At 43.8% G+C, this 25,965-nt stretch carries 29 protein-coding genes; 27 read left to right on the top strand and 2 right to left on the bottom strand.

The features are described from left to right. From NQ541_RS05670 to NQ541_RS05655, 4 genes are all read left to right on the top strand, one after another. Window positions 1-354 carry a hypothetical protein gene (locus NQ541_RS05670; protein ID WP_023922567.1) on the top strand — a complete coding sequence of 118 codons (354 nt, stop codon included), beginning with the start codon at window positions 1-3 and terminating at the stop codon, window positions 352-354. After that, window positions 351-1,304, top strand: a complete 954-nt coding sequence (locus NQ541_RS05665) for a DUF2953 domain-containing protein (RefSeq protein ID WP_005609972.1) — start codon at window positions 351-353, stop codon at window positions 1,302-1,304. The genes NQ541_RS05670 and NQ541_RS05665 overlap by 4 nt, the downstream gene beginning before the upstream one ends. Before the next feature lie 19 nt (window positions 1,305-1,323). Next, window positions 1,324-1,725, top strand: coding sequence for a GerW family sporulation protein (locus NQ541_RS05660; RefSeq protein ID WP_023922565.1), 402 nt, complete (start codon window positions 1,324-1,326; stop codon window positions 1,723-1,725). A 97-nt stretch (window positions 1,726-1,822) separates the two neighbouring features. Next, window positions 1,823-1,960: a hypothetical protein gene (locus NQ541_RS05655; protein ID WP_005609974.1), complete on the top strand. Its 138-nt coding sequence runs from the start codon at window positions 1,823-1,825 to the stop codon at window positions 1,958-1,960. A gap of 85 nt (window positions 1,961-2,045) precedes the next feature. On the opposite strand, the gene rpmB is transcribed toward NQ541_RS05655, so the two are convergent. After that, window positions 2,046-2,231 (bottom strand): 50S ribosomal protein L28, encoded by a 186-nt coding sequence (gene rpmB / locus NQ541_RS05650; RefSeq protein WP_023922561.1) that lies wholly within the window; start codon window positions 2,229-2,231, stop codon window positions 2,046-2,048. A gap of 184 nt (window positions 2,232-2,415) precedes the next feature. Between rpmB and NQ541_RS05645 the strand changes: the two genes are divergently transcribed. The 7 genes from NQ541_RS05645 to NQ541_RS05615 all read left to right on the top strand — a co-directional run bounded on the left by NQ541_RS05645 (window position 2,416) and on the right by NQ541_RS05615 (window position 8,838). Further along, on the top strand, window positions 2,416-2,775 hold the full coding sequence (locus tag NQ541_RS05645; protein ID WP_044905490.1) for an Asp23/Gls24 family envelope stress response protein: 360 nt from the start codon (window positions 2,416-2,418) through the stop codon (window positions 2,773-2,775). Between the two features lie 12 nt (window positions 2,776-2,787). Next, the gene (locus NQ541_RS05640; RefSeq protein ID WP_005609976.1) at window positions 2,788-4,449 is read left to right on the top strand and encodes a DAK2 domain-containing protein; all 1,662 of its coding nucleotides are present in this window, start codon (window positions 2,788-2,790) and stop codon (window positions 4,447-4,449) included. Window positions 4,450-4,559: 110 nt separating this feature from the next. Then, window positions 4,560-6,620, top strand: a complete 2,061-nt coding sequence (gene recG / locus NQ541_RS05635; RefSeq protein ID WP_005609978.1) for an ATP-dependent DNA helicase RecG — start codon at window positions 4,560-4,562, stop codon at window positions 6,618-6,620. A gap of 194 nt (window positions 6,621-6,814) precedes the next feature. Beyond that, window positions 6,815-7,021, top strand: a complete 207-nt coding sequence (locus NQ541_RS05630) for an alpha/beta-type small acid-soluble spore protein (protein WP_005609981.1) — start codon at window positions 6,815-6,817, stop codon at window positions 7,019-7,021. A 166-nt stretch (window positions 7,022-7,187) separates the two neighbouring features. Continuing rightward, window positions 7,188-7,757 carry a 16S rRNA (guanine(966)-N(2))-methyltransferase RsmD gene (rsmD, locus tag NQ541_RS05625; RefSeq protein WP_005609982.1) on the top strand — a complete coding sequence of 190 codons (570 nt, stop codon included), beginning with the start codon at window positions 7,188-7,190 and terminating at the stop codon, window positions 7,755-7,757. Next, the gene (coaD, locus tag NQ541_RS05620; RefSeq protein WP_005609984.1) at window positions 7,751-8,245 is read left to right on the top strand and encodes a pantetheine-phosphate adenylyltransferase; all 495 of its coding nucleotides are present in this window, start codon (window positions 7,751-7,753) and stop codon (window positions 8,243-8,245) included. Before rsmD ends, coaD begins: the two co-directional genes overlap by 7 nt. Next, window positions 8,245-8,838 (top strand): ATP synthase subunit B family protein, encoded by a 594-nt coding sequence (locus NQ541_RS05615; protein ID WP_005609985.1) that lies wholly within the window; start codon window positions 8,245-8,247, stop codon window positions 8,836-8,838. Before coaD ends, NQ541_RS05615 begins: the two co-directional genes overlap by 1 nt. Before the next feature lie 35 nt (window positions 8,839-8,873). On the opposite strand, the gene NQ541_RS05610 is transcribed toward NQ541_RS05615, so the two are convergent. Continuing rightward, window positions 8,874-9,824, bottom strand: a complete 951-nt coding sequence (locus NQ541_RS05610; protein WP_005609987.1) for a hypothetical protein — start codon at window positions 9,822-9,824, stop codon at window positions 8,874-8,876. Between the two features lie 213 nt (window positions 9,825-10,037). Here NQ541_RS05610 and NQ541_RS05605 point away from each other — a divergent pair, with 213 nt between their 5' ends. The 16 genes from NQ541_RS05605 (at window position 10,038) to NQ541_RS05530 (ending at window position 25,963) form a co-directional block, all read left to right on the top strand. Beyond that, window positions 10,038-10,847: a M23 family metallopeptidase gene (locus NQ541_RS05605; RefSeq protein WP_233417823.1), complete on the top strand. Its 810-nt coding sequence runs from the start codon at window positions 10,038-10,040 to the stop codon at window positions 10,845-10,847. Between the two features lie 69 nt (window positions 10,848-10,916). Further along, window positions 10,917-12,299 (top strand): RsmF rRNA methyltransferase first C-terminal domain-containing protein, encoded by a 1,383-nt coding sequence (locus tag NQ541_RS05600; RefSeq protein WP_044940317.1) that lies wholly within the window; start codon window positions 10,917-10,919, stop codon window positions 12,297-12,299. Beyond that, window positions 12,296-13,036, top strand: coding sequence for a pseudouridine synthase (locus NQ541_RS05595; RefSeq protein ID WP_005609996.1), 741 nt, complete (start codon window positions 12,296-12,298; stop codon window positions 13,034-13,036). The genes NQ541_RS05600 and NQ541_RS05595 overlap by 4 nt, the downstream gene beginning before the upstream one ends. Next, on the top strand, window positions 13,033-14,913 hold the full coding sequence (locus NQ541_RS05590; protein WP_005609998.1) for a YgiQ family radical SAM protein: 1,881 nt from the start codon (window positions 13,033-13,035) through the stop codon (window positions 14,911-14,913). Before NQ541_RS05595 ends, NQ541_RS05590 begins: the two co-directional genes overlap by 4 nt. 7 nt (window positions 14,914-14,920) lie before the next feature. Continuing rightward, window positions 14,921-15,679 carry an SDR family NAD(P)-dependent oxidoreductase gene (locus tag NQ541_RS05585; RefSeq protein ID WP_044940368.1) on the top strand — a complete coding sequence of 253 codons (759 nt, stop codon included), beginning with the start codon at window positions 14,921-14,923 and terminating at the stop codon, window positions 15,677-15,679. 36 nt (window positions 15,680-15,715) lie between these two features. Continuing rightward, a complete protein-coding gene (locus tag NQ541_RS05580) occupies window positions 15,716-16,294 on the top strand; it encodes a hypothetical protein (protein WP_005610000.1) in 579 nt (192 codons plus the stop codon). Between the two features lie 28 nt (window positions 16,295-16,322). After that, window positions 16,323-17,318: an RluA family pseudouridine synthase gene (locus tag NQ541_RS05575; RefSeq protein WP_044940371.1), complete on the top strand. Its 996-nt coding sequence runs from the start codon at window positions 16,323-16,325 to the stop codon at window positions 17,316-17,318. Window position 17,319: 1 nt separating this feature from the next. Continuing rightward, window positions 17,320-17,853: a Holliday junction resolvase RecU gene (locus NQ541_RS05570; protein WP_005610002.1), complete on the top strand. Its 534-nt coding sequence runs from the start codon at window positions 17,320-17,322 to the stop codon at window positions 17,851-17,853. Window positions 17,854-17,934: 81 nt separating this feature from the next. After that, the gene (gene hisZ, locus NQ541_RS05565; RefSeq protein WP_005610005.1) at window positions 17,935-19,185 is read left to right on the top strand and encodes an ATP phosphoribosyltransferase regulatory subunit; all 1,251 of its coding nucleotides are present in this window, start codon (window positions 17,935-17,937) and stop codon (window positions 19,183-19,185) included. Window positions 19,186-19,198: 13 nt separating this feature from the next. Beyond that, window positions 19,199-19,843, top strand: a complete 645-nt coding sequence (hisG, locus tag NQ541_RS05560; protein WP_005610008.1) for an ATP phosphoribosyltransferase — start codon at window positions 19,199-19,201, stop codon at window positions 19,841-19,843. Between the two features lie 2 nt (window positions 19,844-19,845). Then, window positions 19,846-21,135, top strand: coding sequence for a histidinol dehydrogenase (gene hisD, locus NQ541_RS05555; protein ID WP_005610010.1), 1,290 nt, complete (start codon window positions 19,846-19,848; stop codon window positions 21,133-21,135). 16 nt (window positions 21,136-21,151) lie between these two features. Further along, window positions 21,152-21,745: an imidazoleglycerol-phosphate dehydratase HisB gene (hisB, locus tag NQ541_RS05550; protein WP_044940319.1), complete on the top strand. Its 594-nt coding sequence runs from the start codon at window positions 21,152-21,154 to the stop codon at window positions 21,743-21,745. Between the two features lie 52 nt (window positions 21,746-21,797). Beyond that, window positions 21,798-23,081 (top strand): bifunctional phosphoribosyl-AMP cyclohydrolase/phosphoribosyl-ATP diphosphatase HisIE, encoded by a 1,284-nt coding sequence (gene hisIE / locus NQ541_RS05545; protein ID WP_005610013.1) that lies wholly within the window; start codon window positions 21,798-21,800, stop codon window positions 23,079-23,081. Window positions 23,082-23,320: 239 nt separating this feature from the next. Continuing rightward, entirely contained in the window at window positions 23,321-23,650 is a 330-nt protein-coding gene (locus NQ541_RS05540) for a hypothetical protein (protein ID WP_005610014.1), read from the top strand. A gap of 352 nt (window positions 23,651-24,002) precedes the next feature. Then, window positions 24,003-24,377 carry a hypothetical protein gene (locus tag NQ541_RS05535; RefSeq protein WP_005610016.1) on the top strand — a complete coding sequence of 125 codons (375 nt, stop codon included), beginning with the start codon at window positions 24,003-24,005 and terminating at the stop codon, window positions 24,375-24,377. A gap of 86 nt (window positions 24,378-24,463) precedes the next feature. After that, window positions 24,464-25,963 carry a hypothetical protein gene (locus tag NQ541_RS05530; RefSeq protein ID WP_044940322.1) on the top strand — a complete coding sequence of 500 codons (1,500 nt, stop codon included), beginning with the start codon at window positions 24,464-24,466 and terminating at the stop codon, window positions 25,961-25,963. Window positions 25,964-25,965: the final 2 nt, after the last annotated feature.

Below are 25,965 nucleotides of genomic sequence, written 5' to 3'. Positions count from 1 at the left end.
ATGCAGATTACTTTTTACTGTCATTTATATATGAACGAAAATCTGAAAAAGAAAGAAGCAAAAATTAAAAAGAAGCTGTCAGCCAATAACCTCCAGCCCTCCATTTACGTTATTGCTTTTTCTCAGAGTCCTCAGAATCAACTGGATTTTTTTTCTTCCCTGCTCTTAAAGCAGCACATTTACGAGAACACCCCTTTATTTGTGGTCGGACTGGCTGACGGATATGACAGTGCTTTGGAGCTGATTCGGCAGATTACGGAGGAAGTTTTCGCCGCTACCCAGAGTGTTGATATCCGGCATTATATCCTGCAGAAGCACAATGAATCCATAAAAGAAAACCGGAGGTGTCAATGATACATATTTTCCTTTTGATCTTAAAAATACTTGGCATGATCCTGTTAGGCATTTTAGCTCTTCTTTTGCTTGTGATATTGCTTGTGCTGTTCAATCCTTTTTCTTACCGGGCAGAGGGAACATCTGATGGATCTGTCGATTCCGCACAGGCAAAAGCAGTTTTTCACTGGCTCTTTCATCTGATCTCAGGAACAGTTTCATATAAAGAGAGCAGATTTCACTGGCATATCCGTCTTGCGTGGAAACACTTCGGGAATGATATTCCAGTCCCCTCTTCTTCTCACCAGGAAGAAGAAAGCAGTGAGAATACCGTTCCTTCCTCTTTGCATCACAAAGAGGATAGTGCTGACGATGTCATTCCCGACACATTTCACCAGGAAAAGAAGAATCGTGATACGATCGTTCCCGACGCTCCTCACCAAACGGAGAAGAAACGCATCAGCAGTTCTCCTTATCAACAACAGACTCAAGCTGATTCAGAGTCAAAAAGCCGGATAGAGCGGTGGTGGGAAAAAGTCAGGACAATAGCAGAAAAGATAAAATGTACATTTGCCCGGTTCTGTGATAAGATAAGAGCATTAAGAAAGAAAAAAGAAAAGCTGACAGCATTCCTGACCTGTGAACCACATAAAAAGTGTTTTTCAAAAGTTATTTGCGAGGGGAAGAAATTTCTTTTCAGAATCCGTCCAAAGAAATTTTTACTGAAAATACACTTTGGATTTGAAGATCCTTCCGTCACCGGATATGTTCTTGCAGGACTGAGTATGGTATATCCCCTGATTGGAGAACATACAGACATTACTCCTGACTTTGAGAACCAAGTATTACAGGGAAAGTTATCTGCCCGTGGAAAGCTCAGGATCATTCATCTCGCAGTTCTGATACTGAAGCTCCTGGCAGATAAGAATGTCCGGATCACTTATCAGCATTTTAAAAAGATCAAATTATAAATTTAAGGAGGACGCAATTATGGCAGGCTCAAATAGTTTTAAAGAAACCGTAGAATCTCTTTTTCATGGAATGGACAGTGTGATCACTTCAAAGACTGTCGTAGGAGAGGCAATCCACATCAATGGAACGATCATTCTCCCTTTGATGGATGTTTCTTTTGGAATTGGTGCCGGTTCGTTCAATGCAGACAAAAAAGAAAAAGGAATGGGTGGAATTGGTGGAAAAATGACTCCAAGTGCTGTTATTGTCATTCAGGACGGTAAGACAAAGCTTGTAAATATTAAGAATCAGGACACTGTCACGAAACTTCTTGATATGGTTCCGGATGTGATTGATCGGTTTACTTCCAAAGATGAAAAGCTCTCTGAAGACGATGTCGCTGATATTCTTGATTCGGCAGATGAATCATCCCATAGATGAATCATCTCATATGTCTGGAAACTGAAAGCTCCTGTCATTTTGGCAGGAGTTTTTTCATATATTAAATCAACCGACTTTTGAAAGCAGTAATTCTATTTTGAAAAGACTGGTTGGTTTCGCATTATTCTGGCTCTCGGTCGGCATGGTGATCATGATGTTCCTTTCTGATATTTTCTGGGGAACAGTACTGGTGATCATGTGCCTGATCCTTGCTTATTGTCTTTTTTGCAAATGAAAAAGAGCTGTATCTCAATCACTCAAGATACAACTCTTTATTCCGTGTCATTCTTAATCATCAATTCTAATGAAATGTCCTGCAATTAAGCACGCTCAACGCGTCCTGACTTCAGGCAGGATGTACATACATACATTTTCTGGGATCCGCCTTCTGTCTTAACTCTTACAGACTTAACATTTGATTTCCACATTTTTGGTGATTTTCTATGAGAGTGACTTACATTGTTTCCAAAATGAGCACCCTTTTCACAAATAGCACATTTAGCCATGACTGCACCTCCTAACAATCTGAACTGGTCATTTAGACTCATAACAATGATATTCTAACAGAACCCAACCACAAATGCAAGTATTTTTTTAAAAAATCAAAACTGTATTGTAAAACGTCAGAACAGATAGTATAATAAGTTTGTTATTTATGGTAAAAACCAATAGAACTGGAGGTAATAAATGATGAAGGGTAGTATGAGCACAGATCTTGGTATCATTACTGTTAGTCCTGATGTCATTGCGAAGTATGCCGGATCTGTAGCGATCGAATGCTTTGGTATCGTAGGTATGGCTGCTGTCAATGTAAAAGATGGGCTGGTGCATCTTTTAAAAAGAGAAAGTCTCACGAGAGGAATTAAAGTCGGAATTTCTGATGAGAATATTCTCACCCTGAATTTTCATGTGATCGTTTCATACGGTGTGAACATTCTTTCCGTTTCGGACAACCTTATGAGCAATGTTAAATATAAGGTAGAAGAGTTTACCGGCATGAAAGTTGGTAAGATCAACATCTTTGTAGAAGGTGTTAGAGTGATAGATTAAGGAGGATATATCGTGGCAGTTAAGACGATAAATACAGAGATGCTTCAGAAGATGTTCCTTGCAGGTGCAGCCAATCTTGAAGCAAAGAAGGAGATCATCAACGAACTGAACGTATTTCCTGTTCCAGACGGAGATACAGGTACAAATATGACGCTGACGATCATGTCAGCAGCAAAAGAAGTAAAAGCTTTAGAGAATCCGAATATGCTTGCCATTGCAAAAGCAATTTCATCTGGATCACTGAGAGGTGCCCGCGGAAATTCGGGTGTCATCCTTTCCCAGCTTCTTCGCGGATTCACAAAAGAGATCCGTGAACATGATGAGATTGATACATCCATTCTCGCAAGAGCATGTGAGCGTGCGACAGCCACTGCATATAAGGCAGTTATGAAGCCGAAAGAAGGAACGATCCTTACGGTTGCAAAGGGAGCTTCCCAGAAAGCGGCAGAACTCGCTGAGACGACAGACGATCTGGATACTTTCATTTCAGAGGTAATCGCTTATGCCCAGGAGGTTCTTTCCAAGACTCCTGAGATGCTGCCTGTCTTAAAAGAAGCCGGTGTGGTTGATTCCGGTGGTCAGGGACTTCTTGAGGTACTGCATGGTGCATACGATGCTTTCCTCGGAAAAGAGATTGATTATTCTGCAATCGAGGCCACTTCCGGAACTACAATGGTAAAACCAGGACAGCAGGCTGAGACAGATATTAAATTTGGATACTGCACAGAGTTTATCATTATGCTTGAGAAGGAGTTCACTTCAAAAGATGAGGCTGAATTCAAGGCATATCTTGAGTCTATCGGCGATTCTATCGTATGCGTGGCAGATGACGATGTCGTTAAGATCCATGTTCATACGAACGATCCGGGACTTGCCATCCAGAAAGCACTTACATTTGGACAGCTTTCCCGTATGAAGATCGACAATATGCGGGAAGAGCATCAGGAAAAGCTGATCAAGGACGCTGAAAAAGTTGCAGCACAGCAGGCTGAAAATAAAAAGAAAGAGCCACGTAAACCGGTTGGATTTATCACCGTATCCATCGGTGACGGTATGAACGATATTTTCAAAGAGCTTGGAGTTGACTATATTATTGAAGGTGGTCAGACAATGAATCCGAGTACCGAAGATATGCTGACAGCGATTGACCATGTGAATGCAGATCATATCTTTATTCTGCCGAACAATAAAAATATCATCCTTGCTGCAAATCAGGCTCAGTCCCTGACAGAAGATAAGGATATTATCGTAATTCCAACCAAGACAGTACCACAGGGAATTACTGCCATCATCAATTATATGCCGGAAGCTGATGTTGATACGAATATCGATGCTATGAATGAAGGCATTAAAGCTGTTAAGACAGGACAGGTAACCTATGCAGTCCGCGATACACGAATCGATGATAAAGAGATCCATGAGGGAGATATCATGGGAATCGGTGATGCCGGAATCCTTGCTGTCGGACAGTCTGTCGAAGAGACCACAAAAGAGATGCTTGCTGATCTTGTTGATGAAGATACAGAACTGATCAGCCTTTACTATGGTCAGGATGTTCTGGCTGAAGATGCAGAACGTTTTTCAGCAGAAATCGAGGAGCTTTATCCTGATGTAGACGTAGATGTTCATTCTGGCGGACAGCCGATCTATTATTACGTTCTGTCTGTTGAATAAATTTTGTCAGATCAGGCAGTTTTTGCCTGTATTATATCATTAAAAAACCGGAACACTTCTCATAGGCGAAAGTGCTCCGGTTTTTGTAATCAGAATCAGGAGAAAAAGACATGAATAAAAATGCCGGGATCAGCACGTTAAAGGGGATTGGAGAAAAAACCGAAAAATTATTCCTTAAACTTGGTGTGGCCACTGTTGATGATTTATTGCATTATTATCCGCGTACCTATGAGATCTTTGGTCCACCTGTTCCTGTCAGCGAAGTTCAGGAAGGACATATCTGCACCGTTTCCGGTGCTGTTTTCGGACGGATACAGGTGTCCGGGACAAAAAATATGCAGGTGACAACTCTTTATTTAAAAGATCTGACCGGAACTTTAAAAGTGATCTGGTTCCGTATGCCTTTTTTAAGGAATACATTAGGCAGGAGCGGCCCGGTCATTTTACGTGGCAGAGTGGTTCGTAAACGTGACGGACTGGTCATGGAACATCCACAGATCTATGATCCTGCTGCCAGATACAATGAAAAACTCCATTCCATGCAGCCGGTATACGGACTTACCGCAGGACTGACCAATAATGCCATCATCAAAGCTGTCCGTCAGGCACTGGAAAGTAATTCCATACCCGAAGATTTTCTTCCTGAAGAACTGGAAACTGCTTACAATTTCCCACCTTATGAGGCAGCACTGTATGAAATGCATTTTCCACATTCCAAAGAGACTTTTATTGAAGCAAGAAGACGCTTTGTCTTTGAAGAATTTCTCACCTTTGTCCTTTCACTGCGATATGTAAAAGAATCCGGAGAACGGATGAAAAATCACTTTACTATGAAGCAGCAGCCTGCCATCGATACATTTCTCCAGTCTCTTCCCTATGAACTGACTGCTGCCCAGATGCGGGTATGGAATGAAATCCAGAAAGAGATGACCGGAGACTATGTCATGTCCCGCCTGGTACAGGGAGATGTCGGTTCAGGTAAGACAATCGTGGCATTTTTAGGGCTTCTGCTTTCCGGACTCAACGGCTATCAGGGTGCATTAATGGCTCCGACAGAAGTGCTTGCCCGGCAGCACTACGAAAAAATTTCCGGGATGCTGGAACACTATGGCCTTCCTCTTAAAGCAGAACTTCTGACCGGATCTATGACTGCAAAGCAGAAGCGTGAAGCCTATGTCCGGATCGAATCCGGTTCTTCTTCTATTATCATTGGAACCCATGCACTGATCCAGGAAAAAGTGAACTACAGAAACCTTGCCTTAGTCATCACAGATGAGCAGCACCGCTTTGGTGTCAGACAACGGGAACAACTCGCAGGCAAAGGACTTACACCACATATTCTCGTCATGAGTGCAACACCTATTCCACGAACCCTGGGAATCATTCTTTACGGAGATCTCGATATTTCCGTGATCAATGAACTCCCTATGAACCGTCTTCCGATCAAAAACTGCGTGGTTGATACAGGCTACCGTCCAAAAGCTTACGCTTTTATCAGGCAGCAGACAGAACTGGGGCGGCAGTGCTATGTAATCTGCCCTATGGTAGAAGAAAGCGAAAATCTGGATGCTGAAAATGTTACCGATTACAGTCAGATGCTTCAGGAGATCCTTGGGCCTTCCATCCGTGTCGGCTATCTGCATGGAAAAATGAAAGAAAAAGAAAAAGATGAGATCATGACTGCTTTTGGACGGAATGAGATCCAGGTTCTTGTATCCACAACCGTTGTAGAAGTCGGTATCGATGTGCCAAATGCAACCGTCATTATGATTGAAAATGCAGAACGCTTCGGTCTTGCCCAGCTCCATCAGCTCCGCGGGCGGGTTGGCCGTGGGAAATATCAGTCCTACTGCATTTTCATGACCGCCTCCAGGTCAAAAGAGACAAAAGAACGGCTGGAGATCCTGAATCATTCCAATGATGGTTTTTATATTGCAAATGAAGATCTCCGTCTCCGCGGACCGGGAGATCTGTTCGGTATACGGCAAAGCGGGGTGCTTGATTTTAAGATTGCTGACGTTTTTCAGGACGCAGCACTGTTGCAGGAAGCAAATGCCGCTGCTGAAAGACTTCTTCTCGAAGACCCGGATCTTTCCCAGGAGCAGCACCGGAAACTGAAAGATCATTTGCAGAAGAAGCTGAAAGATCTCATGCTTGAGACAACGCTGTAACCACCAGAACTTACCAGTTTAAATTCACCGTTCCTCCACATACTAACATCGTAACAAAGGCGAACGGAACCAGTGATGTATGATGACCGGCAAAAGCATGGTACATACAGAAACTGGCCGGTCATCTTCGTTACAACAACTCAGGAAAAGCAGTCTTCAGACAGACTGCAGGATGCAAAAGGAGGAAATGGATCATGGCAAGTCGTTCATCTAACAAAGCAGCAGTGCCTGAAGCAAAAGGCGCACTCGACAAGTTCAAGTACGAGGTAGCAACAGAGCTGGGAGTACCGTTGACAGACGGATACAACGGCGACCTGACATCCAAACAGAACGGATCTGTCGGTGGATATATGGTAAAGAAAATGATCGAGCAGCAGGAAAAGCAGATGGCAGGAAAATAACCTGAAACCATCTTCCCGGCTTCTGCGGTCAGTGCAGTCGTAGCCGCGACAGACCAAATGTACGTCAAAAAATACAGCAGAAGCCAAAGAGAAAAGCACTCGGCATTGACCCGGGTGCTTTTTTCTGCTAAAATTCAGCATAGTTAATGATTGGAGGTGTCGATGAATGAGAGTAATTGCCGGCAGTGCCAGAAGTCTGAAACTGAAGACTCTGGAAGGAATAGATACAAGACCAACCACCGACAGGATCAAGGAGACCCTGTTCAATATGATCGCTCCTTATCTGTATGACTGCGAATTTCTGGATCTGTTTGCGGGAAGCGGAGGGATTGGGATCGAGGCTCTCAGCCGCGGAGCAAAAGAAGCCGTCTTTGTAGAAAAAAATCCCAAAGCAATGGAGTGTATCAAAGAAAATTTGAAGTTTACCAGGCTGGAGAAAAAGGGGATCACACTGACCAAAGATGTGCTGAATGCACTGTACCAGTTAGAAGGAGATAAGGTTTTTGATTATATTTTTATGGATCCGCCTTATGATCAGGAACTGGAAAAGCAGGTACTGAAATATCTCGCCGGTTCCTCACTCGTCTATGAAGATACCGTGATCATCGTAGAAGCCTCACTGAATACTGATTTCTCGTATATCGGGGAACTTGGCTTTTCTCTCATCAAAGAAAAAAGATATAAGACGAACAAGCACGTCTTTTTGGAAAAAGCCGGAAAGGAAGAAATATGTTAAGAGCGATTTATCCGGGAAGCTTTGACCCGGTTACATACGGACATTATGATATCATCTGCAGATCCTGTAAAATCGTGGACGAACTCATTGTCGGAGTATTGAATAATAAAGCGAAAATGCCGTTGTTTTCTGTTGAAGAACGTGTTAAAATGTTAAAGGAAGTGACAAAGGATCTGCCAAATGTCAGGATCATTCCGTTTGACGGACTTCTGGTGGATTTTGCCGAACGAATGGACGCAGACATGGTAATAAGGGGACTTCGTGCAATTACGGATTTTGAGTATGAACTTCAGATGTCTCAGACGAATCATAAACTCAGTCCGAATGTTGAAACCATGTTTCTGACGACCAGTATTGAATATTCTTACCTCAGTTCAACTACTGTACGGGAGATTGCAGCCTTTGGCGGAGATGTTACTCAGTTCGTACCACAGGCCGTTGCAGTTGAGCTTGAAAAGAAGATGAAAGAAAAAGGAGAGTGTAACTGATGAGTAGCCGCATTGAACAGATCATTGAAGAGATTGAAGAATATATTGACAGAGACTGTAAATTTCAGCCCCTGTCCCAGACCAAGATCATTGTAAATAAAGAGCATATGGATGAGTTGCTCCGTGAGCTTCGCATGAAGACTCCTGATGAGATCAAGCGTTATCAGAAGATCATCGCGAACCGGGATGCGATTTTGGCAGATGCAAAAGCAAAAGCAGATGCTATGATTGAAGAAGCACAGGTACAGACCACCGAACTGGTCAGTGAGCATGAGATCATGCAGCAGGCTTATGCACAGGCAAATGAGATTGTTACTCAGGCAACTGCCCAGGCACAGGAGATCATCGACAATGCAACCATGGATGCCAATGAAATCCGGATTGGTGCGATCCAGTATACAGATGACCTTCTTGCAAATGCGGAAAGCATCATCGGTCATACACTGGACAGCTATACAACCAAGTATGACGGTCTGATCAATTCCCTGCAGGAGTGTTATGATACAGTCCGCTCCAATCGTGCAGAACTGGATGTTCCTGAGGCTGACTCTTCTGATTATAATTATGATTCTCAGAATGGCTCAGACCAATAGGAAACAGGGATCTATTGACATCTGATGAAATGAATTTAAAAATTGAATTTCGCATACAGTATTGCGAATCCACTGGCTGCCATTGCGGTAGCCAGTTTTTGTATGATATAATCTGAAAGTTTCAGTCCTGTTCCACGGATCATCGACTGCGTCTGTGCCATAGAACAGATGCCTCCCATAGAAGTCAGCCCGATCAGCAACGGATAGGCTGTGCTTATTTCCGGGAATCTTTTCGCAATCATAAGAATCCCATTCGTAACTTCCAGTGTTGAAAGCAGGAGAGTTGCAGCGATATTTTTCTGCCCGGTCTGCTCTGCCAGTTCCAGTAATACAGAAAAAATAATCAAATATCCCCCGACTTTCACGATTGTCTCAAAGCTGTCCATCATACAACTTTCTACACTTTTCTTTTTCATAATATAGTTTCTCTGCATTCCCAATGTATTTCTGCCCCCACCTCTTTTTCTGCCACTTTTGTAAATTTTCCTGAAAGGGAAGCTCATAACAACCGGTGTTCCTAAAAGAATCACCAGGCTCGGAAGCAGAAGCTCTTTTCTGTCCAGCGTTTTCCATACAAGAAAATTCATGATGAAAATCGGACTTGTATTATTGCAGAAAGAAAGAAGATAGGTTCCTTCTTCGACACTTATGGACTGATTTCTGATTAGATCTGCCGTTATTTTTGCTCCCATGGGATACCCGCAGAGAAATCCTGCAACCACTGCAAACGAGCCTTCCCCGGAAACTCGGAATAAAATTCCGAAAGGAACAGACAGTACTTTCGAGATCATCCTGATCCCGCCGGTTGCCATCAGAAGATCTGTGATCAGCAGGAACGGGAACAGTGTCGGGAATAAGATCTGAAACCATAAAAGGAGTCCTTCACTTGCCCCGTTGAATACTTCTTTCGGGCAGCAGAGCATCAGCAGAAAAACTCCGATCATACCAATTCCTGCCAGGCTCTTTTTGGAAAGTTTCTGCTTCATACTCCACCCATTCTGTCATTCCTGTTCTTCTTTCACTATTTTATGATTTTCCTGAAAAAGTATGCAGTTATCCGGCTTCTTTGGCATATGCATTATTAACTTCTTCACTGCAAAGGAATTGAACCAATGACTGCTGTTCTTTCTTCTTTTCGGTCACATTTTCTGAAAAGGCCATGGATCCTCCTCTGTTCTGTTGTATTTTTCTGTGGACTGTTGATTCCCAGACTTTCATTTCTCGCCAGAAAGAATCTTTTAAACCCGACTACCGTTGAAAGCAATGAATTTCGAAGTCAGCCGGTATCTGAAGAACTTTTTCCGATCCTCGCATCCTCTGATGATCCCGGCAGGTTTCTTGGTCTCTACTGGCTTGAGACTCGGTTTCAGGCAGATCCTCACGCTCTTCGTACCTGTCTTACCGCTTTGAATCATTCGGATGAACCGACCGATTTTTCTGTAAAGAAATACGAACCACACTGGGAAAACCTTCCTGACTGGAACGAATACCTGAAACTCTGCCGTGCCATATGGAATGATCTCCGGTATTTTCCGGTTGCTACATCCTCCGATTGTCCTGACTACACCGTCACCTTTGAAAATTCCTGGCAATACGAAAGAACCTATGGAGGGGAACGCCATCATGAAGGTACCGACATTATGGCCTCCGTTAACCAAAGAGGTATCTATCCCATCATAAGTATGACCGATGGAACGATTCAGAACCTTGGATGGCTGGAACTTGGCGGTTACCGGATTGGAATCCTTGCCCCTGGAGGTGCTTATTTTTATTATGCACATCTTGATTCCTATGCTCCTCTTACAGAAGGACAGCAGATTCATGCCGGAGATCTGCTAGGGTATATGGGTGATACCGGATACAGTAAAACCGAGGGGACAACCGGCAGATTTCCGGTTCATTTACATCTCGGGATTTACCTGACCGTCAACGGAAGAGAAGTCAGTGTCAATTCCTATCCGGCACTTCGTCTGACAGAACAATGGAAAGTGAATGCAGTCTATGAATAACTCTTTTCTGAATATCGGTTTCGTGGTATACTGAATGTTATGGAAAATTTACTTTGTAAAGGAGTTACAATGAACTTACCAAAAGAATTTGAAGAAAAGATGAAGACTCTGCTCGGGTCTGAATATGAAGAATATACCGCCTGCTATGATGAGCCAAGGCATTATGGTCTGCGTGTCAATACAGCCAAGATCTCTGTTGAAGATTTTTTAAAGATTGCACCCTGGCCGCTGGAGCCGGTTCCGTGGATCGAGAATGGATTTTACTATGACGGAGATCATATCCAGCCTTCTAAGCACCCATATTATTTTGCAGGACTTTACTATCTGCAGGAACCAAGTGCCATGACCCCTGCCAGCCGTCTGCCGGTGGAGCCGGGAGACCGGGTACTGGATGTCTGTGCCGCACCGGGTGGAAAAGCAACGGAACTGGGAGCAAAATTACAGGGGACAGGTGTTCTTGCAGCCAACGACTTAAGCAGTTCCCGTGCCAAAGGGCTTTTAAAGAATCTGGAGCTTTTCGGTATTGGCAATGTTCTCGTATTAAGCGAAGAACCCGGTAAATTAGTTTCTTATTTTGAAGGTTATTTTGACAAGATCCTGATTGATGCTCCCTGCTCCGGTGAAGGAATGTTCCGTAAGGATAAGAAAATGGTAAAAGCATGGGAAGAGCATGGACCGTCTTTCTTTTCCAAAATCCAGAAAAGCATCATCACCCAGGCTGCACAGATGCTCCGCCCGGGAGGCATGCTGCTTTATTCAACCTGCACTTTTTCACCGGAAGAGAACGAGCAGACGATCGAATATCTGCTGCAGGAATATCCCGAATTTCAGATCTGTGAGATGGAAGGGTATGAAGGATTTGTCAATGGAATGCCACAGGTGACCGAGAACAGAAATGACGAGCTGAAAAAGACCGTTCGTATTTTTCCTCACCGGATGAAGGGGGAGGGGCATTTTCTTGCCCTTCTTCAGAAGGGAGAAGCACATCCGGCTCTTCCTTCCGGGATCGATACCGGAAAGCAAAAAAGGCTGCCCGAAGAACTCACTTCATTTTTAAGTCATGTACACCGGGAGTTTCTTCCTTCCAGAATGGAACTGCGTGGCGATAAAGTATACTATATGCCAGCCGGTCTTCCTTCCATCCGGGGAATCCGTTTTCTACGTACCGGACTGCTGCTTGGAGAACTGAAAAAGAACCGTTTTGAACCGAGTCAGGCTTTTGCCATGAATCTGAAAATGGAAGAGTACGATCAGATTCTCAATCTTCCTGTCGGTGATGAGCGGGTGATCAAATATCTCAAAGGTGATACGCTCGATGTGGAAGATCTGGTATCTCCGAAAGAGAAAGGCTGGTATCTTGTCTGTGTAGACGGATACCCGCTTGGTTTCGGTAAACTGGTCGATCAGATGCTGAAAAATAAATATCTTCCCGGATGGCGGTGGAACGGATGAAATTAAGACTGGATAAATATCTTGCGGATATGGGACTCGGGACAAGATCCCAGATAAAAAAGGACATTTCCAAAGGGCAGGTGCTTGTCAACGGAACCGTCAGCAAAGATGCCGGAACCAGGATCGATACAGAAAAGGATCAGGTCTCCTATCTTGGGCAGACTGTTACCTATGCGGAGTATGAATACTATATGCTGAACAAACCTGCAGGTGTCGTTTCCGCGACAGAAGACCGGCATGACCGAACCGTTTTAGACCTCATCGATACAAAGCAGCGGAAAGATCTTTTTCCTGTCGGAAGACTGGACAAAGATACCGAGGGGCTTCTGCTCATCACGAACGATGGGGCATTGGCTCACCGGCTTCTTTCCCCTAAGAGCCACGTCGACAAAGTCTACTTTGCCCGGATTGAGGGAAAGGTTACTGCAGAAGATGTGTTCCTTTTTCAGAAAGGTGTAGACATCGGAGAGCAGGCACTTACGCTTCCCGCACGGCTTGAAATTTTAAGCAGTGATACCGTCTCAGAGATCCGGCTGACGATCTGCGAGGGAAAGTTTCATCAGGTCAAACGGATGTTCGAGTCAGTTGGCAAGAAAGTCCTGTATCTGAAAAGGCTTTCCATGGGAACACTTATTTTGGATGACTTACTGCCACCGGGAGCTTACCGTACACTGACTGCCGGGGAGATCAGAAGCTTACAGACAATATCAAAAAAAGAAACAGGAGATAAAGAATGAATGGTGGATTTTTACCTGTCAGCAGAAAAGAAATGAAAGAACGTGGATGGGATCAGGTCGATTTTGTCTATATTTCCGGAGATGCTTATGTAGACCATCCTTCCTTTGGTCATGCCATCATCACAAGGCTGCTGGAATCCCGTGGCTACAGAGTGGGAATCATTGCACAGCCGGACTGGAAGACACCTGACAGCGTCACGGTTTTTGGCGAACCACGTCTTGGATTTCTTGTATCCGCAGGAAATATGGATTCCATGGTCAACCATTATTCCGTATCCAAAAAGCGACGGAAGACCGATGCTTACACACCCGGAGGTGTTATGGGAAAGCGGCCGGATTATGCCTGCGTTGTCTACGGGAATCTGATCCGGCAGACTTATAAGAAAACTCCGGTCATTCTGGGTGGCATCGAAGCCAGTCTGCGAAGGATGGCACATTATGATTACTGGTCTGACAAACTAAAGCGTTCCCTCCTTTTAGATTCCGGTGCGGATATTCTTTCTTACGGAATGGGAGAACACTCCATCATCGAGATTGCAGAGGCACTGGATGCCGGCATTCCGGTGGAAGAGATTACCTATATCAACGGAACTGTCGTCAAAGCAAAGAATCTCGACAGCGTCTACGATGCAGAGATCCTTCCCTCTTTTGAAGAATTGAAAGCAGACCGGCTGACTTATGCCAGAAGCTTTTATACCCAGTATCTTAATACGGATGCTTTCAACGGAAAACGACTGGTAGAGCCTTATTCTGACTACCTCTATGTGGTACAGAATCCACCTGCACTTCCACTGACCGAGATAGAAATGGATGATATCTATTCTCTGCCTTATATGAGAACGTATCATCCTTCCTACGAGGCACTTGGCGGAGTTCCTGCTATCTCCGAGATCCGGTTCAGCCTCATCAGCAACCGGGGCTGTTTTGGCGGATGCAGTTTCTGTGCATTGACCTTTCATCAGGGACGGATCATCCAGACCCGCAGCCACCAGTCACTTTTAGATGAAGCCAGACAGATCACAAAAGAAAAAGATTTTAAAGGATACATTCATGACGTAGGAGGACCGACTGCCAATTTCCGGCATCCTTCCTGTAAAAAGCAGTTAAAGTACGGTGTCTGCAAGAACCGCCAGTGTCTGTTCCCGGCACCCTGTAAAAATCTGAATGCAGACCACAGTGATTATGTCCGGCTTTTAAAAGAACTACGTGCGATTCCGAAAGTTAAAAAAGTCTTTATCCGCTCGGGAATCCGATTCGATTATCTTTTAAAAGAAGAGGACAGAACTTTTTTACGGGAACTTTGTGAATATCATGTCAGCGGGCAATTGAAGGTTGCACCGGAACATGTTGCAGCACCGGTTCTCTCCCTGATGGGAAAACCAGAACATAAAGTATATGAGCAGTTTACCGAAGAATTTTATAAAATGAACAAAAAGATCGGAAAAAAACAGTATCTTGTTCCGTACCTGATGTCATCCCATCCCGGTTCAACGCTGAAAGAAGCAGTAGAACTGGCAGAATATTGCAGGGATCTCGGTTATATGCCGGAGCAGGTGCAGGATTTTTATCCGACTCCGTCCACACTTTCCACCTGTATGTATTATACCGGTGTTGACCCCCGTACCATGAAGCCGGTCTATGTACCGAAGAGTCCACATGAGAAGGCCATGCAGCGTGCATTGATCCAGTATCGCAACCCGGAACTGTACGATCTTGTATCAGAAGCACTCCACAAGGCAGGAAGAACCGATCTCATCGGTTTCGGTCCAAAGTGTCTGATCCGGCCACGGAAATTTGCCGATCAGAAGAAAAATGAAAGAGAAAAGAACAGCAGTCAGAAGAAAAAATCCATTCGGAATGTACACCGAAAGAAATGAGGTCAGAATGAGAGTAGCGATTGTCACCGGAGCATCTTCCGGTATGGGACGTGAATTCGTCCTTCAGATCGGAGCTTTATATAAAAACCTGGACGAAATCTGGGTGATCGCAAGGAGAAAAGGAAATTTAGAGAGAGTGGCAGAGCAGTCCCGTCTGCCTTTGCGTATCTTTGACGGAGATCTTCTGAAAAAGCCTGTCTATAAAGCTTTTTGCGAGGCACTCTGTGAAGACACTCCTGATATCCGTATGCTTGTCAACGCAGCCGGATTCGGAAGATCCGGTTCTGTAGAAGAGATCAGTATGCAGCGGAGACGGATCCAGACAGACATGGTTGGCTTAAATTGCCAAGCTTTAACAAGAATGACCCTTCTCTGCCTTCCTTACATGCATCCTGGAAGCCGGATCGTCAATCTGGCATCGGCAGCAGCCTTTTGTCCACAACCGTATTTTGCGGTTTATGCGGCAACGAAATCCTATGTGCTGAGCTTTTCCCGTTCGCTCAGAGAAGAGCTTAAGACCCGCGGTATCATCGTCACAGCGGTCTGTCCCGGTCCGGTTGACACTCCCTTTTTTGATGTCAGTGGAAAGCCTCAGAACTTCTTAAAAGAACTGACTATGGCACAGCCGGGACCGGTGGTACATCAGGCACTGAAAGACAGCCGGAAAAGGAAGGAGCTGTCTATTTACGGACTTCCGATGAAACTGACCTATGCCGGCACGAAGCTGCTGCCACATAAATTGCTCCTGCGTATACAGAACCTGTAGATAATCGATCTTTTAAATGAAAAGGAAATCAATCATATGAAGAAAGTTGAAAAGGGGAAACCCGGTTATTTAAATTATAAAAAGAAAGCAGAGATTCTCCGTACAGTCATTTATTTTGCCATTGTCGCAGCCATCTTTCTGCTTGGATACACCCAGACGCATACCCGTCTCAACATAATGACTGTTGTGGCAGTTCTCGGCTGCCTTCCGGCATCCAAAGCACTGGTTGGTGTCATCACCCGCTTTCCGTACCCGTCCATTGATCCTGACAGGGCAAAGGAGATTGCAAAAATTTCCCGCCATCTGACGGTCTGCTACGATACAGTCATCACCAGCCGGGAAAAGATCATGCCGGCAGACTGCTTTGTTATTTCCGGGCATAATCTTTATGGTTATACTCATTATGAGAAAGTGAATCCAGAGGAACTTGCAAAGCACATCCGCTCGATTCTTTCCCAGAACGGTTACACCGGACTGACAGTCAAGATTTTAAACCAGTATGCACCTTTTCTTGCAAGAGTAGAAGGGCTTGATAATATTGCAGCAGTAGAACAGGAAGATACAAAGCAGACCGAACAGGAAATCCGACACCTTCTGCTGAACATTTCCATGTAAAATGGTTCTGAATTTCGGAGAAAAGACAATGAAAGAAATTATAATTAAAAAAAATGAAGCCGGACAGCGGTTCGACAAATTTCTTGCGAAATATATGAGCCAGGCTCCTAAAAGCTTTTTTTATAAAATGCTCCGCAAGAAAAATATCACCCTGAACGGGAAAAAGGCAGCAGGAAATGAAATTCTCGAATTAAATGATACCGTCCGTCTGTTCCTTTCCGATGAGACCATTCAGAAATTTTCAGGCACCATACAGCAGTCCCCCGGAGATCCCGACTGGATCCTGGCTCATGCCGGAAAAGAGCCTTCCATTATTTATGAGGATGAATCCACCATTTTCCTGAACAAACCCGCAGGGATGTTGTCCCAGAAGGCAAAACCGGACGACATCTCCATGGTAGAACACCTGATCGCTTATCTGCTGAACAGCGGTCAGATTTCCAAAGAGGAGCTGCGAACATTTCATCCTTCTGTCTGCAACCGTCTTGACCGCAATACCAGCGGACTGATCGCTGCCGGCAAGACCCTGCAGGCACTCCAGCAGTTAAGTGAAATGTTCCGTGACCGCAGCCTGAAAAAATATTATCTCTGTCTTGTCCGTGGAAAAGTTTCTTCCGACAGTCATATCAGCGGCTATCTGAAAAAAGATCCCCGGACGAACCGGGTCACTGTCAGCCGGACTCCGTCCGCAGCAGCTTCCCCGATTGAGACAGAATATCATATAATAAAGCAAACTAAAGATGTCACACTTCTAGAAGTTCATCTGATCACCGGAAAGACGCATCAGATCCGTGCCCATCTTGCATCCATCGGTCATCCCATTGCAGGAGATTATAAATATGGAAACCGGGCTTTCAATGAGACGCTGAAAAAAGAATATGGTCTTTCTTCTCAGCTTCTCCACGCATACCGGCTTAATTTTCCGAAGTGTGGCGGAGACCTTTCCCTCCTTTCGGGAAAAGAACTTCAGGCACCATTGCCTCCTCTTTTTCAGAAAATCTGTCAGGAAAAGGGTGTGATATAAAATGGCAACCTGGAATTCGAGAGGACTTCGTGGTTCGACTCTGGAAGAATTTATCAATCATACCAATACCCGCTACAGTGAAATGGGGCTTGCACTGATCCAGAAGATTCCAACCCCCATCACTCCGGTAAGGATTGATAAAGAGCATCGGCATATTACCCTTGCCTATTTTGATAAGATCAGTACCGTAGATTATATCGGTGCCGTGCAGGGCATTCCGGTCTGCTTTGATGCAAAAGAATGTAATGCTGATACATTTCCACTTCAGAATGTCCATGAACATCAGATCCGTTTTATGGAAAAATTTGAGCAGCAGGGAGGAATCGCATTTCTCCTGATCTATTATACAGCCCGTGAGGAGCTCTACTATATGCAATACCGGCAGATCCGCCGATTCTGGGACAGGGCAGAGGCAGGTGGAAGAAAAAGCTTCCGGCTGGATGAACTGGAACCGGACTGGTTTATGAAACTTCAGAATGGCTTTTTTATTCCTTATCTTGATTCCATCCAGAAGGATTTGGACACGAGGGATTGACAGAAGCAGAGAAAATCCGTATAATTACAAACAGGTTTTAACGTATTAGCAGACTAAAGTGTTTAAGAAAGGTGAATCTACATGGAACAGAAACTGCATACACCGGAAGGCGTCCGGGATATATATAATAAAGAATGTGAAATTAAACTGACATTGCAGAAGAAGCTTGGCACCGTACTTCATTCCTATGGTTATCAGGATATTCAGACTCCGACATTTGAATATTTTGACGTATTCCGTAAAGAAATCGGTTCTACTTCTGCAAGAGAAATGTATAAATTTTTTGATCGGGAGGGAAATATCCTTGCATTACGCCCGGATATCACGCCTTCCATTGCCAGAGCCGTTGCAACGCTTTTTGAGACAGAAGATTTTCCAATCCGCCTGTGCTATGCCGGCAATACTTTTATCAACCATTCCAGTTATCAGGGACGGCTGAAAGAGAACACCCAGCTTGGTGCTGAGCTGATCGGTGTCGATTCCATCGAGGCAGACGCAGAAATGCTCGCTATGGTGGTGGACGGACTGAAGAAAACCGGACTGAAAGAATTTCAGGTCAGTATCGGACATATAGACTTTATCCAGAGTCTGTTCCAGGCAGCAGGTCTTGAGGAGGATGAAGCAGAAGAGCTACGTACCCTCATCGCCAACCGTAACTTCTTTGGAGTAGAGGAAGTACTGGATCATATGGATGTTGCTGACTCTGTCAAAGAAGCATTTCATCTTCTGCCTGAACTGACCGGCGGAGCAGAGATCCTGGATCAGGCACTTTCTGTTGCCCCGGGAGAAAAAGCCGGTCAGGCGATTCATCGCTTAAAGCAGATTGATGAGCTTCTCCGCCTTTACGGAGTGGAAGATCATATCACATTTGATCTGAGCATGAGCGGAAACTACGGATACTATACCGGTATCATTTTCCGTGCTTATACTTACGGAACAGGAGATGCTGTCGTACGCGGAGGCCGTTACGATCATCTGCTTGAAAAATTCGGTAAGAATACTCCATCTATCGGTTTTGCCATCATTTTAGATGAACTGATGAATGCCCTGAACCGGCAGAACATCCAGGTAGAGACCGGCAGCCGCAATCTCCTCGTCTATACACAGGATACTGAAAAGTGGGCCATCTCCCTTGCAAGAACGTTCCGCAGTAAAGGGAAAAATATTGAAATGCTCAAGCGTAATACTGAGGATGACCGTCAGGTATACGAGGAATACGGAAAGCGATCTTCCGTCATGACCATGCTGTATCTCCGGGATGACCTGAAGATTGAGATGATCAATTTCCGCACAGGCGAAAAGAAGATCATGGACACGAAAAAGCAGAAGTAAAGGAGCAGAACCTATGAGATATTTAACATTTGCACTGACCAAAGGGCGTCTTGCCAGTAAGACTCTTGATATGCTGGAAAAGCTCGGAATTACCTGCGACGAGATGAAAGATAAAAACTCACGCAAACTGATCTTCACCAATGAGGAACTGGGACTCCGGTTCTTCCTTGCAAAAGGTCCGGATGTACCGACCTATGTAGAATACGGTGCCGCAGATATCGGTGTAGTCGGAAAGGATACCATCATTGAAGAAGGGCGAAAAGTCCATGAAGTACTTGACCTTGGATTCGGGAAATGCCGGATGTGTGTCTGCGGTCGTGAAGAGACAGCAGAGAAACTGCAGCATCATGAACTGATCCGTGTTGCCACAAAATACCCGAATATTGCGAAAGACTATTTTTATAATAAGAAGCATCAGACGGTTGAGATCGTAAAGTTAAATGGATCTATCGAGCTTGCTCCGATCGTAGGGCTTTCCGAAGTCATTGTAGATATCGTTGAAACCGGTTCTACACTGAAAGAAAACGGACTGGTCGTATTAGAAGAGGTATGCCCTCTGTCCGCCCGTATGATCGTCAATCCGGTCAGTATGCGTATGGAGAATGACCGCATTAAGGAACTCATCACAAATCTCAGAAACCTGCTCAGGGAGGAATAAAAATGCGTATTGAAAAATTAACAGAAAGTACAAAGAAAAATCTGCTGGAAGACCTTCTGAAAAGAAGTCCCAACAGCTACGGAAAATACGAAGCCAGTGTCCAGCAGATCCTCAACGATGTAAAGGAAAAAGGAGACGAAGCTCTCTTTGGTTATACAGAAAAATTTGACGGAGTAAAACTGGATGCTTCCCAGATCCTTGTCACAGATGCTGAGATTGAAGAAGCCTATACAGAAGTAGGAGAAGAGCTGCTCGGTATTATCCGGAAAGCTCTCGTCAATATCCGTACTTATCATGAAAAGCAGATGCAATACAGTTGGTTCGACAGCAAGCCGGATGGAACCATCCTCGGTCAGAAGGTCACTGCACTCCAGAGAGTCGGTGTCTATGTTCCGGGCGGAAAAGCGGCTTATCCGTCTTCCGTACTGATGAATATCATGCCTGCAAAAGTAGCCGGAGTTGATGAAATCATTATGGTAACTCCTCCGGGAAAAGATGGGAAAGTAACTCCTACCACATTAGTTGCGGCAAAGGAAGCCGGAGCAGATAAAGTCTATAAAGTCGGTGGAGCACAGGCCATCGGAGCTTTGGCATACGGAACAGAAAGTATTCCGAAAGTTGATAAGATCGTAGGACCGGGAAATATCTACGTTGCACTGGCGAAAAAATCTGTTTATGGTCATGTAAGCATTGATTCCATCGCCGGGCCAAGTGAGATCCTTGTCCTGGCAGATGAGACAGCCAACCCACGGTTTGTGGCAGCAGATCTTCTCTCCCAGGCAGAGCATGATGAACTGGCTTCCGCTATTCTGGTAACAACAAGCATGGAGCTTGCAGAGAAGGTTTCCGCACAGGCAGATGCATTTATCAAAGAGCTTTCCAGAGGAGAGATCATTCAGAAATCTCTGGATAATTACGGACATATCCTTGTTGCAGACACTTTGGAAGATGCCATTGATGCGGCAAATTCGATTGCATCCGAGCATCTTGAGATCGTGACAGCCAACCCGTTTGAAGTGATGACAAAGATCCGCAACGCAGGAGCAATCTTTATCGGAGAATACTCCAGCGAGCCGCTGGGAGACTATTTTGCAGGTCCGAACCATGTTCTGCCTACCAACGGAACTGCCAAGTTCTTCTCCCCGTTATCTGTAGATGATTTTATCAAGAAATCCAGCATCATTTCCTATTCAAAGGATGCACTGGAAAAGATCCATACAGATATCGAAAAATTTGCCGAAGCAGAACATTTAACTGCACATGCAAATTCCATTAAAGTAAGATTTGAATAAGAGGAGTTGGCAGGATATGAAAAAGAACCGCATTGCAAGCTGTAAAAGAAAGACAAAAGAAACCGATATCGAACTGACCATCAACCTGGATGGTCATGGGAAAAATCAGATTGACACCGGAATCCCTTTTTTCGATCATATGCTGGACGGCTTTGCCCGTCACGGACTTTTTGACCTGACCGTCAGCGTCAAAGGCGATACAGAAGTAGATTCCCACCATACGATCGAAGATACCGGGATCGTGCTGGGTCATGCCATTGCAGAAGCTTTAGGCGATAAAGCCGGTATTAAACGTTACGGCTATTTTATACTCCCAATGGATGAGACACTTGCACTCGGAGCTGTCGATCTTTCTGGCAGACCCTACCTGAACTTCCAGGCTGAATTTACCGTACCTTTCCTCGGAACAATGGATACCGAAATGGTTCGTGAATTTTTCTATGCCGTATCGTACAGTGCCGCTATGAATCTTCACCTGAAGATCCTGGATGCCGGAAATAACCATCACATGGCAGAAGCTCTTTTCAAGGCATTTGGAAAGGCTTTGGATCTGGCAGTATCCGAAGAACCACGGATCAGTGAAGTATGGTCCACGAAAGGCAGTTTGTAGGCTGATTTTTTGAAAGCCATCCCTTAAAAGGAAATAAAGGAGTAACCCGGACATGAGTTATAAGAGATTAACCCCATGTATTTTTATAGATAAAGGAAAGGCAGTTACATGGTTTGACGATTATTCTGTTCTGTCAGACGATGTCATTGCCCTTGCAAAACACTACAATGAAAAAGGAGCAGACGAACTGATCGTATTTGATCTGTCTGACTCGGATGAAGAACATGATGAATCCATCGAACTGATCAAGCAGATCAACCGTGTGATCAGTATTCCGATGATCGCAGGCGGTAATATCCGTCGTGCTGAAGATGTAAAAAAGATCCTCTATGCAGGTGCTAAACGTGCCATGCTGAATTTCTCAAAACCGCTTTCGATTGAACTGATCAAAGAAGTTTCCCAGCGATTCGGCAAGGAACGGATTGCAGTTTCACTGAATGATTTTGACGCACTGTTCAAGCAGCAGCATCTGATCGAGGAGTACAGTACAGAAATGATCTTTATGCACCGTCTGGATCTTAATTCTGTTGTAAATGTCACTGAGATCCAGTGTGTAGTCGTAACCGATACCATGGAAGAGAGTGAGATCCTCAATATTCTTAAAAGCGACGGTGTCAAAGGCGTTTCAGGACGCTTTATCAGTCGGCTGGATATGGATTTTAATGTATTCAAAGATATCTGCGTGAAAAATGGAATCCGCATGACAACCTTTGAAAGTCTGATGGATTTCGGTGAATTTAAACTGAACTCAGATGGACTGCTCCCGGTTGTAACACAGGACTACAAGACAAATGAAGTCCTCATGGTAGCCTATATGGATGAGGAGGCCTTTGAGCATACTGTCAAGACCGGCCGCATGACTTATTTCAGCCGCAGCAGACAAAGTCAGTGGATCAAGGGAGAAACTTCGGGACACTTCCAGTATGTAAAATCTCTTGCCATCGACTGCGATAAGGATACCCTTCTCGCAAAAGTAGAACAGATCGGAGCTGCCTGCCATACCGGCAACAGATCCTGCTTTTATACAACCATCGTCGGAGCTGACTATGATGCGAAAAATCCGCTTCAGATCTTTGAATCCGTATACAATACGATCTTGGACCGCAAGGAGCATCCAAAGGAAGGTTCTTATACTAATTACCTGTTCGATAAAGGATTAGACAAGATTCTCAAGAAAGTGGGAGAGGAGGCAACAGAAGTTGTCATTGCCGCCAAGAATCCCAACCCGGAAGAAGTAAAATATGAGCTTTCCGATTTTCTGTATCATGCAATGGTGCTTATGGCAGAAAAAGGAATTACCTGGGATGACATCACCAAGGAACTGGCAGACCGGTAGGAATCAATTAAGTCTGAAATCCAGTAAGATAAATTGAGACTGAAATCTGATAAGATAAATTGAATCGGAAATACATTTCAGATTTGAAAAGTTCTGAAAAAAGAAAGACAGACATAGGATATTGTAACTTCAGTATCCTGTGTCTTTTTATTGCCGTGCATACATCCAGAAGATCCCGTGGATCTTTTTCGTTTGCCTGCACAACGAGCCACGGGATTCTATCAGCAGGAGGACAGACTATGAATGATTCCGAACTTCGCCGCCGCGAACTCTTAAAGCAGACCCGCAGACTCTATCAGGATTCTGCTGCCATACCCGCCGTTCATCCACGCTACGGCCATATCTATCACGAACTTTATGATACCCCTGATTCCGGGGAAGGCGAACACCATTCAGGTTCTTTCTTTGCCAGGCTGATGCTGGCAGTCTTTCTCTTTTTAAGCTTTGTCTACATAGAACAGAACCATCTGAAACCGGCAGATATCAGCAGCACACAGATCGTCAACGAGATTCAGAAAGAAATTCCCGGAAATGGAATGGATTTCATCAGTCGGATCAAGCTTTACTGAAATTATGGATACATTAGTGTTCATGTTGATGTTTTGAGTTGAATATAAGGGAAACAATTCATAGCAAGAAATGTATATTTGATTCAATTATATATTTCTTGCTATTTATATTCACAGAGTATTTGTATCCATTATTTAAATCTTTATGAGAATGTTTTTGTATCCAATTTTCTGCTTATTATAAATTTTGTATATTTTTCTTTTCTTTTTTATGTATTTATCAGCACATTTTTATTATAAATCATATTTTTAAAATATAATATGTATTTTTGTATATTTTAATTGCATTTTTTCGCTTTGTATTATATACTTTTATCAAAGAACGGATTCTCTTCACAAAGGAGGATTTTATATGAAGATTAGAAAAGTACTTGTGATTTGTGGGTTATTAATCAGCGTAACAGCATCTACATTCAACGTTAGTGCCGCAACTGCACGTGCAGCTAAAGATTGTACTGGAACAATTACTCTTGCTAAAACTTCAGGAACATTTAAGGTGACTGAAAATAACACTCCATCAAATCCAGTCACTGCGAAAAAAATTAATGGTAGTTATACATCTATAGATATACTTGGTAATAAAAATACTCAGCAAGTAACCGGTTCTTTAGCTAAAGGTCAGCTTAGTATCACTAAATACGCACCATCTCATTACAGTAGTTATATGGGAACTATGGTATACTATTTAGATGGTGCAAAAGGCGGAAGTGTAACAAAGTATTATTAATTAATTTATTTTATAATTACTATTTAAATGACCCCAGCCATCTCGTGGGCTGGGGATTTTTATTTATTAATAGAGGAGAGACGTTTATGAAAAAATTAAAATATTTTTCCATCCTGCTTTTATGTTCTCTGCATTGTCTGCTGTTAAGTGGATGTTCCTTTCAAAAAAAAGAAGAGATCGTCTGGTATATTTCCAATCCCCATTTCTTTCATATTGAAGATGCAGTTCCTTATGAAGATCTGAGTTCTGAACGGTTCGACCTGTTCAACAAACGGCTGGAAGAATTGGACATTCCTGCAAAGGTTACTTTTCGGTATCTGCCGGATATGGATATGTCTTCTGATGAATCTGACAGTATCACTGATACTTATAAAAAGAGTCTTGACTTTTCTGCTCATCTTATCCGGACTCTGAAAGAGCAGGATCCTCAGGCTGACATAGTACCATTTTCTCCTATGGAATACAGGGAGTTTGTTGCTTTGGACGATTCTCTTGCATCTGAAAAAAATTCTTCCGTTTTAGATTCACTGCCTGATCCTATATGGAATGTCAACAGGATCAACGGAAAAACTTATCAGATTCCCCGTGGATCTATGCCGCTTTCTGATACTATTTACAGTTTTTCCGTCTCATTTCTTAAAGACTATAACCTGACTCTTAACGAACAGGAAATCACCTCTATGACTCCTGAAGAGGTGATTGATTTTCTGTTCCCTTATTTTGAGGATAACCGATTGCTGGACAAAAAATACTATTTAACTTCTGCCGATGATCTTTCTTTAGGCAACTGTAACTATTATAAGTATCTGCCGCTTTTGCGTGGCTTTTCGGATTCCAGTCTCGCTGTCGACCGGGAAAATGGTAAAATTGTAAATCTGCTGACTACAGAAGAAATGCTGAACAATCTTTCATTAGCACAAAGGATCTACCGTGAAGATCTGGATATCCACACAGAACTTCAGACAGCAGTGCCAGTATTTACGATTGAAACCATTCCAACTTTAGAAGAACTGACTGTATCAACTGCTTATTCCGACAGGATTCGTTTTTCTCTCGGAAAGAGATATCTGTGTCCTTCAATTGGGAATGGTGTTCTCAATACCAGCTCCAACCAACAGCTTGCCATTGAAGTTCTTGCTGCATCCATGTACGATGAGACGCTGTCCAATCTTATGATCTATGGAGTTCCGGATAAAGATTATACGCTAGAGAATGGACACGCCATCTATAAATTTAATCAGGTAATTTCAAGTGTGGGCAGTTTCAGTCCGGTAGGGAATAATCTGATAGCTTATCCGAACGAATATGAAGTAACTGATAAAGTTCTGGTTTCAGAGAAACTTTTAGAGGATGAGTCTCTCCTTCTTCCTTGCAGCAATTTTGTTCCTGATGTTGATGATACAACATGGAAACAAATATCAGAAATTGCAGCCATTAGCCATGAAGCGGTTTTCACCGCTGAAAGTGAGGAGATTTCTGATCTGAACACATTTTTGAAAGAGCAGAACCAGAAATTATATGATGCAGGAATTGAATCCGTCCTCTCCGGAATTCAGTCTCAGTTTGATGCTCAAAAGGAGGACTAAAC

This window comes from [Ruminococcus] lactaris ATCC 29176 (genome assembly GCF_025152405.1).
GTDB lineage: Bacteria > Bacillota > Clostridia > Lachnospirales > Lachnospiraceae > Mediterraneibacter > Mediterraneibacter lactaris.
This window is presented reverse-complemented; position numbering and strand designations above follow the sequence as displayed.

Bases quoted from the DNA above. Each gene is read 5' to 3' on its own strand.
- NQ541_RS05670 (WP_023922567.1), top strand. From the start codon at position 1: ATGCAGATTACTTTTTACTGTCATTTATATATGAACGAAAATCTGAAA.
- coaD (WP_005609984.1), top strand. From the start codon at position 7,751: ATGTTAAGAGCGATTTATCCGGGAAGCTTTGACCCGGTTACATACGGA.
- NQ541_RS05595 (WP_005609996.1), top strand. From the start codon at position 12,296: ATGAAATTAAGACTGGATAAATATCTTGCGGATATGGGACTCGGGACA.
- NQ541_RS05540 (WP_005610014.1), top strand. From the start codon at position 23,321: ATGAATGATTCCGAACTTCGCCGCCGCGAACTCTTAAAGCAGACCCGC.
- NQ541_RS05660 (WP_023922565.1), top strand. From the start codon at position 1,324: ATGGCAGGCTCAAATAGTTTTAAAGAAACCGTAGAATCTCTTTTTCAT.
- NQ541_RS05615 (WP_005609985.1), top strand. From the start codon at position 8,245: ATGAGTAGCCGCATTGAACAGATCATTGAAGAGATTGAAGAATATATT.
- NQ541_RS05570 (WP_005610002.1), top strand. From the start codon at position 17,320: ATGGCAACCTGGAATTCGAGAGGACTTCGTGGTTCGACTCTGGAAGAA.
- NQ541_RS05590 (WP_005609998.1), top strand. From the start codon at position 13,033: ATGAATGGTGGATTTTTACCTGTCAGCAGAAAAGAAATGAAAGAACGT.
- NQ541_RS05585 (WP_044940368.1), top strand. From the start codon at position 14,921: ATGAGAGTAGCGATTGTCACCGGAGCATCTTCCGGTATGGGACGTGAA.
- rpmB (WP_023922561.1), bottom strand. From the start codon at position 2,231: ATGGCTAAATGTGCTATTTGTGAAAAGGGTGCTCATTTTGGAAACAAT.
- hisZ (WP_005610005.1), top strand. From the start codon at position 17,935: ATGGAACAGAAACTGCATACACCGGAAGGCGTCCGGGATATATATAAT.
- NQ541_RS05665 (WP_005609972.1), top strand. From the start codon at position 351: ATGATACATATTTTCCTTTTGATCTTAAAAATACTTGGCATGATCCTG.
- rsmD (WP_005609982.1), top strand. From the start codon at position 7,188: ATGAGAGTAATTGCCGGCAGTGCCAGAAGTCTGAAACTGAAGACTCTG.
- hisD (WP_005610010.1), top strand. From the start codon at position 19,846: ATGCGTATTGAAAAATTAACAGAAAGTACAAAGAAAAATCTGCTGGAA.
- NQ541_RS05600 (WP_044940317.1), top strand. From the start codon at position 10,917: ATGAACTTACCAAAAGAATTTGAAGAAAAGATGAAGACTCTGCTCGGG.
- NQ541_RS05645 (WP_044905490.1), top strand. From the start codon at position 2,416: ATGAAGGGTAGTATGAGCACAGATCTTGGTATCATTACTGTTAGTCCT.
- NQ541_RS05630 (WP_005609981.1), top strand. From the start codon at position 6,815: ATGGCAAGTCGTTCATCTAACAAAGCAGCAGTGCCTGAAGCAAAAGGC.
- recG (WP_005609978.1), top strand. From the start codon at position 4,560: ATGAATAAAAATGCCGGGATCAGCACGTTAAAGGGGATTGGAGAAAAA.
- hisIE (WP_005610013.1), top strand. From the start codon at position 21,798: ATGAGTTATAAGAGATTAACCCCATGTATTTTTATAGATAAAGGAAAG.
- hisG (WP_005610008.1), top strand. From the start codon at position 19,199: ATGAGATATTTAACATTTGCACTGACCAAAGGGCGTCTTGCCAGTAAG.
- NQ541_RS05535 (WP_005610016.1), top strand. From the start codon at position 24,003: ATGAAGATTAGAAAAGTACTTGTGATTTGTGGGTTATTAATCAGCGTA.
- NQ541_RS05575 (WP_044940371.1), top strand. From the start codon at position 16,323: ATGAAAGAAATTATAATTAAAAAAAATGAAGCCGGACAGCGGTTCGAC.
- NQ541_RS05610 (WP_005609987.1), bottom strand. From the start codon at position 9,824: ATGAAGCAGAAACTTTCCAAAAAGAGCCTGGCAGGAATTGGTATGATC.
- NQ541_RS05530 (WP_044940322.1), top strand. From the start codon at position 24,464: ATGAAAAAATTAAAATATTTTTCCATCCTGCTTTTATGTTCTCTGCAT.
- NQ541_RS05580 (WP_005610000.1), top strand. From the start codon at position 15,716: ATGAAGAAAGTTGAAAAGGGGAAACCCGGTTATTTAAATTATAAAAAG.
- hisB (WP_044940319.1), top strand. From the start codon at position 21,152: ATGAAAAAGAACCGCATTGCAAGCTGTAAAAGAAAGACAAAAGAAACC.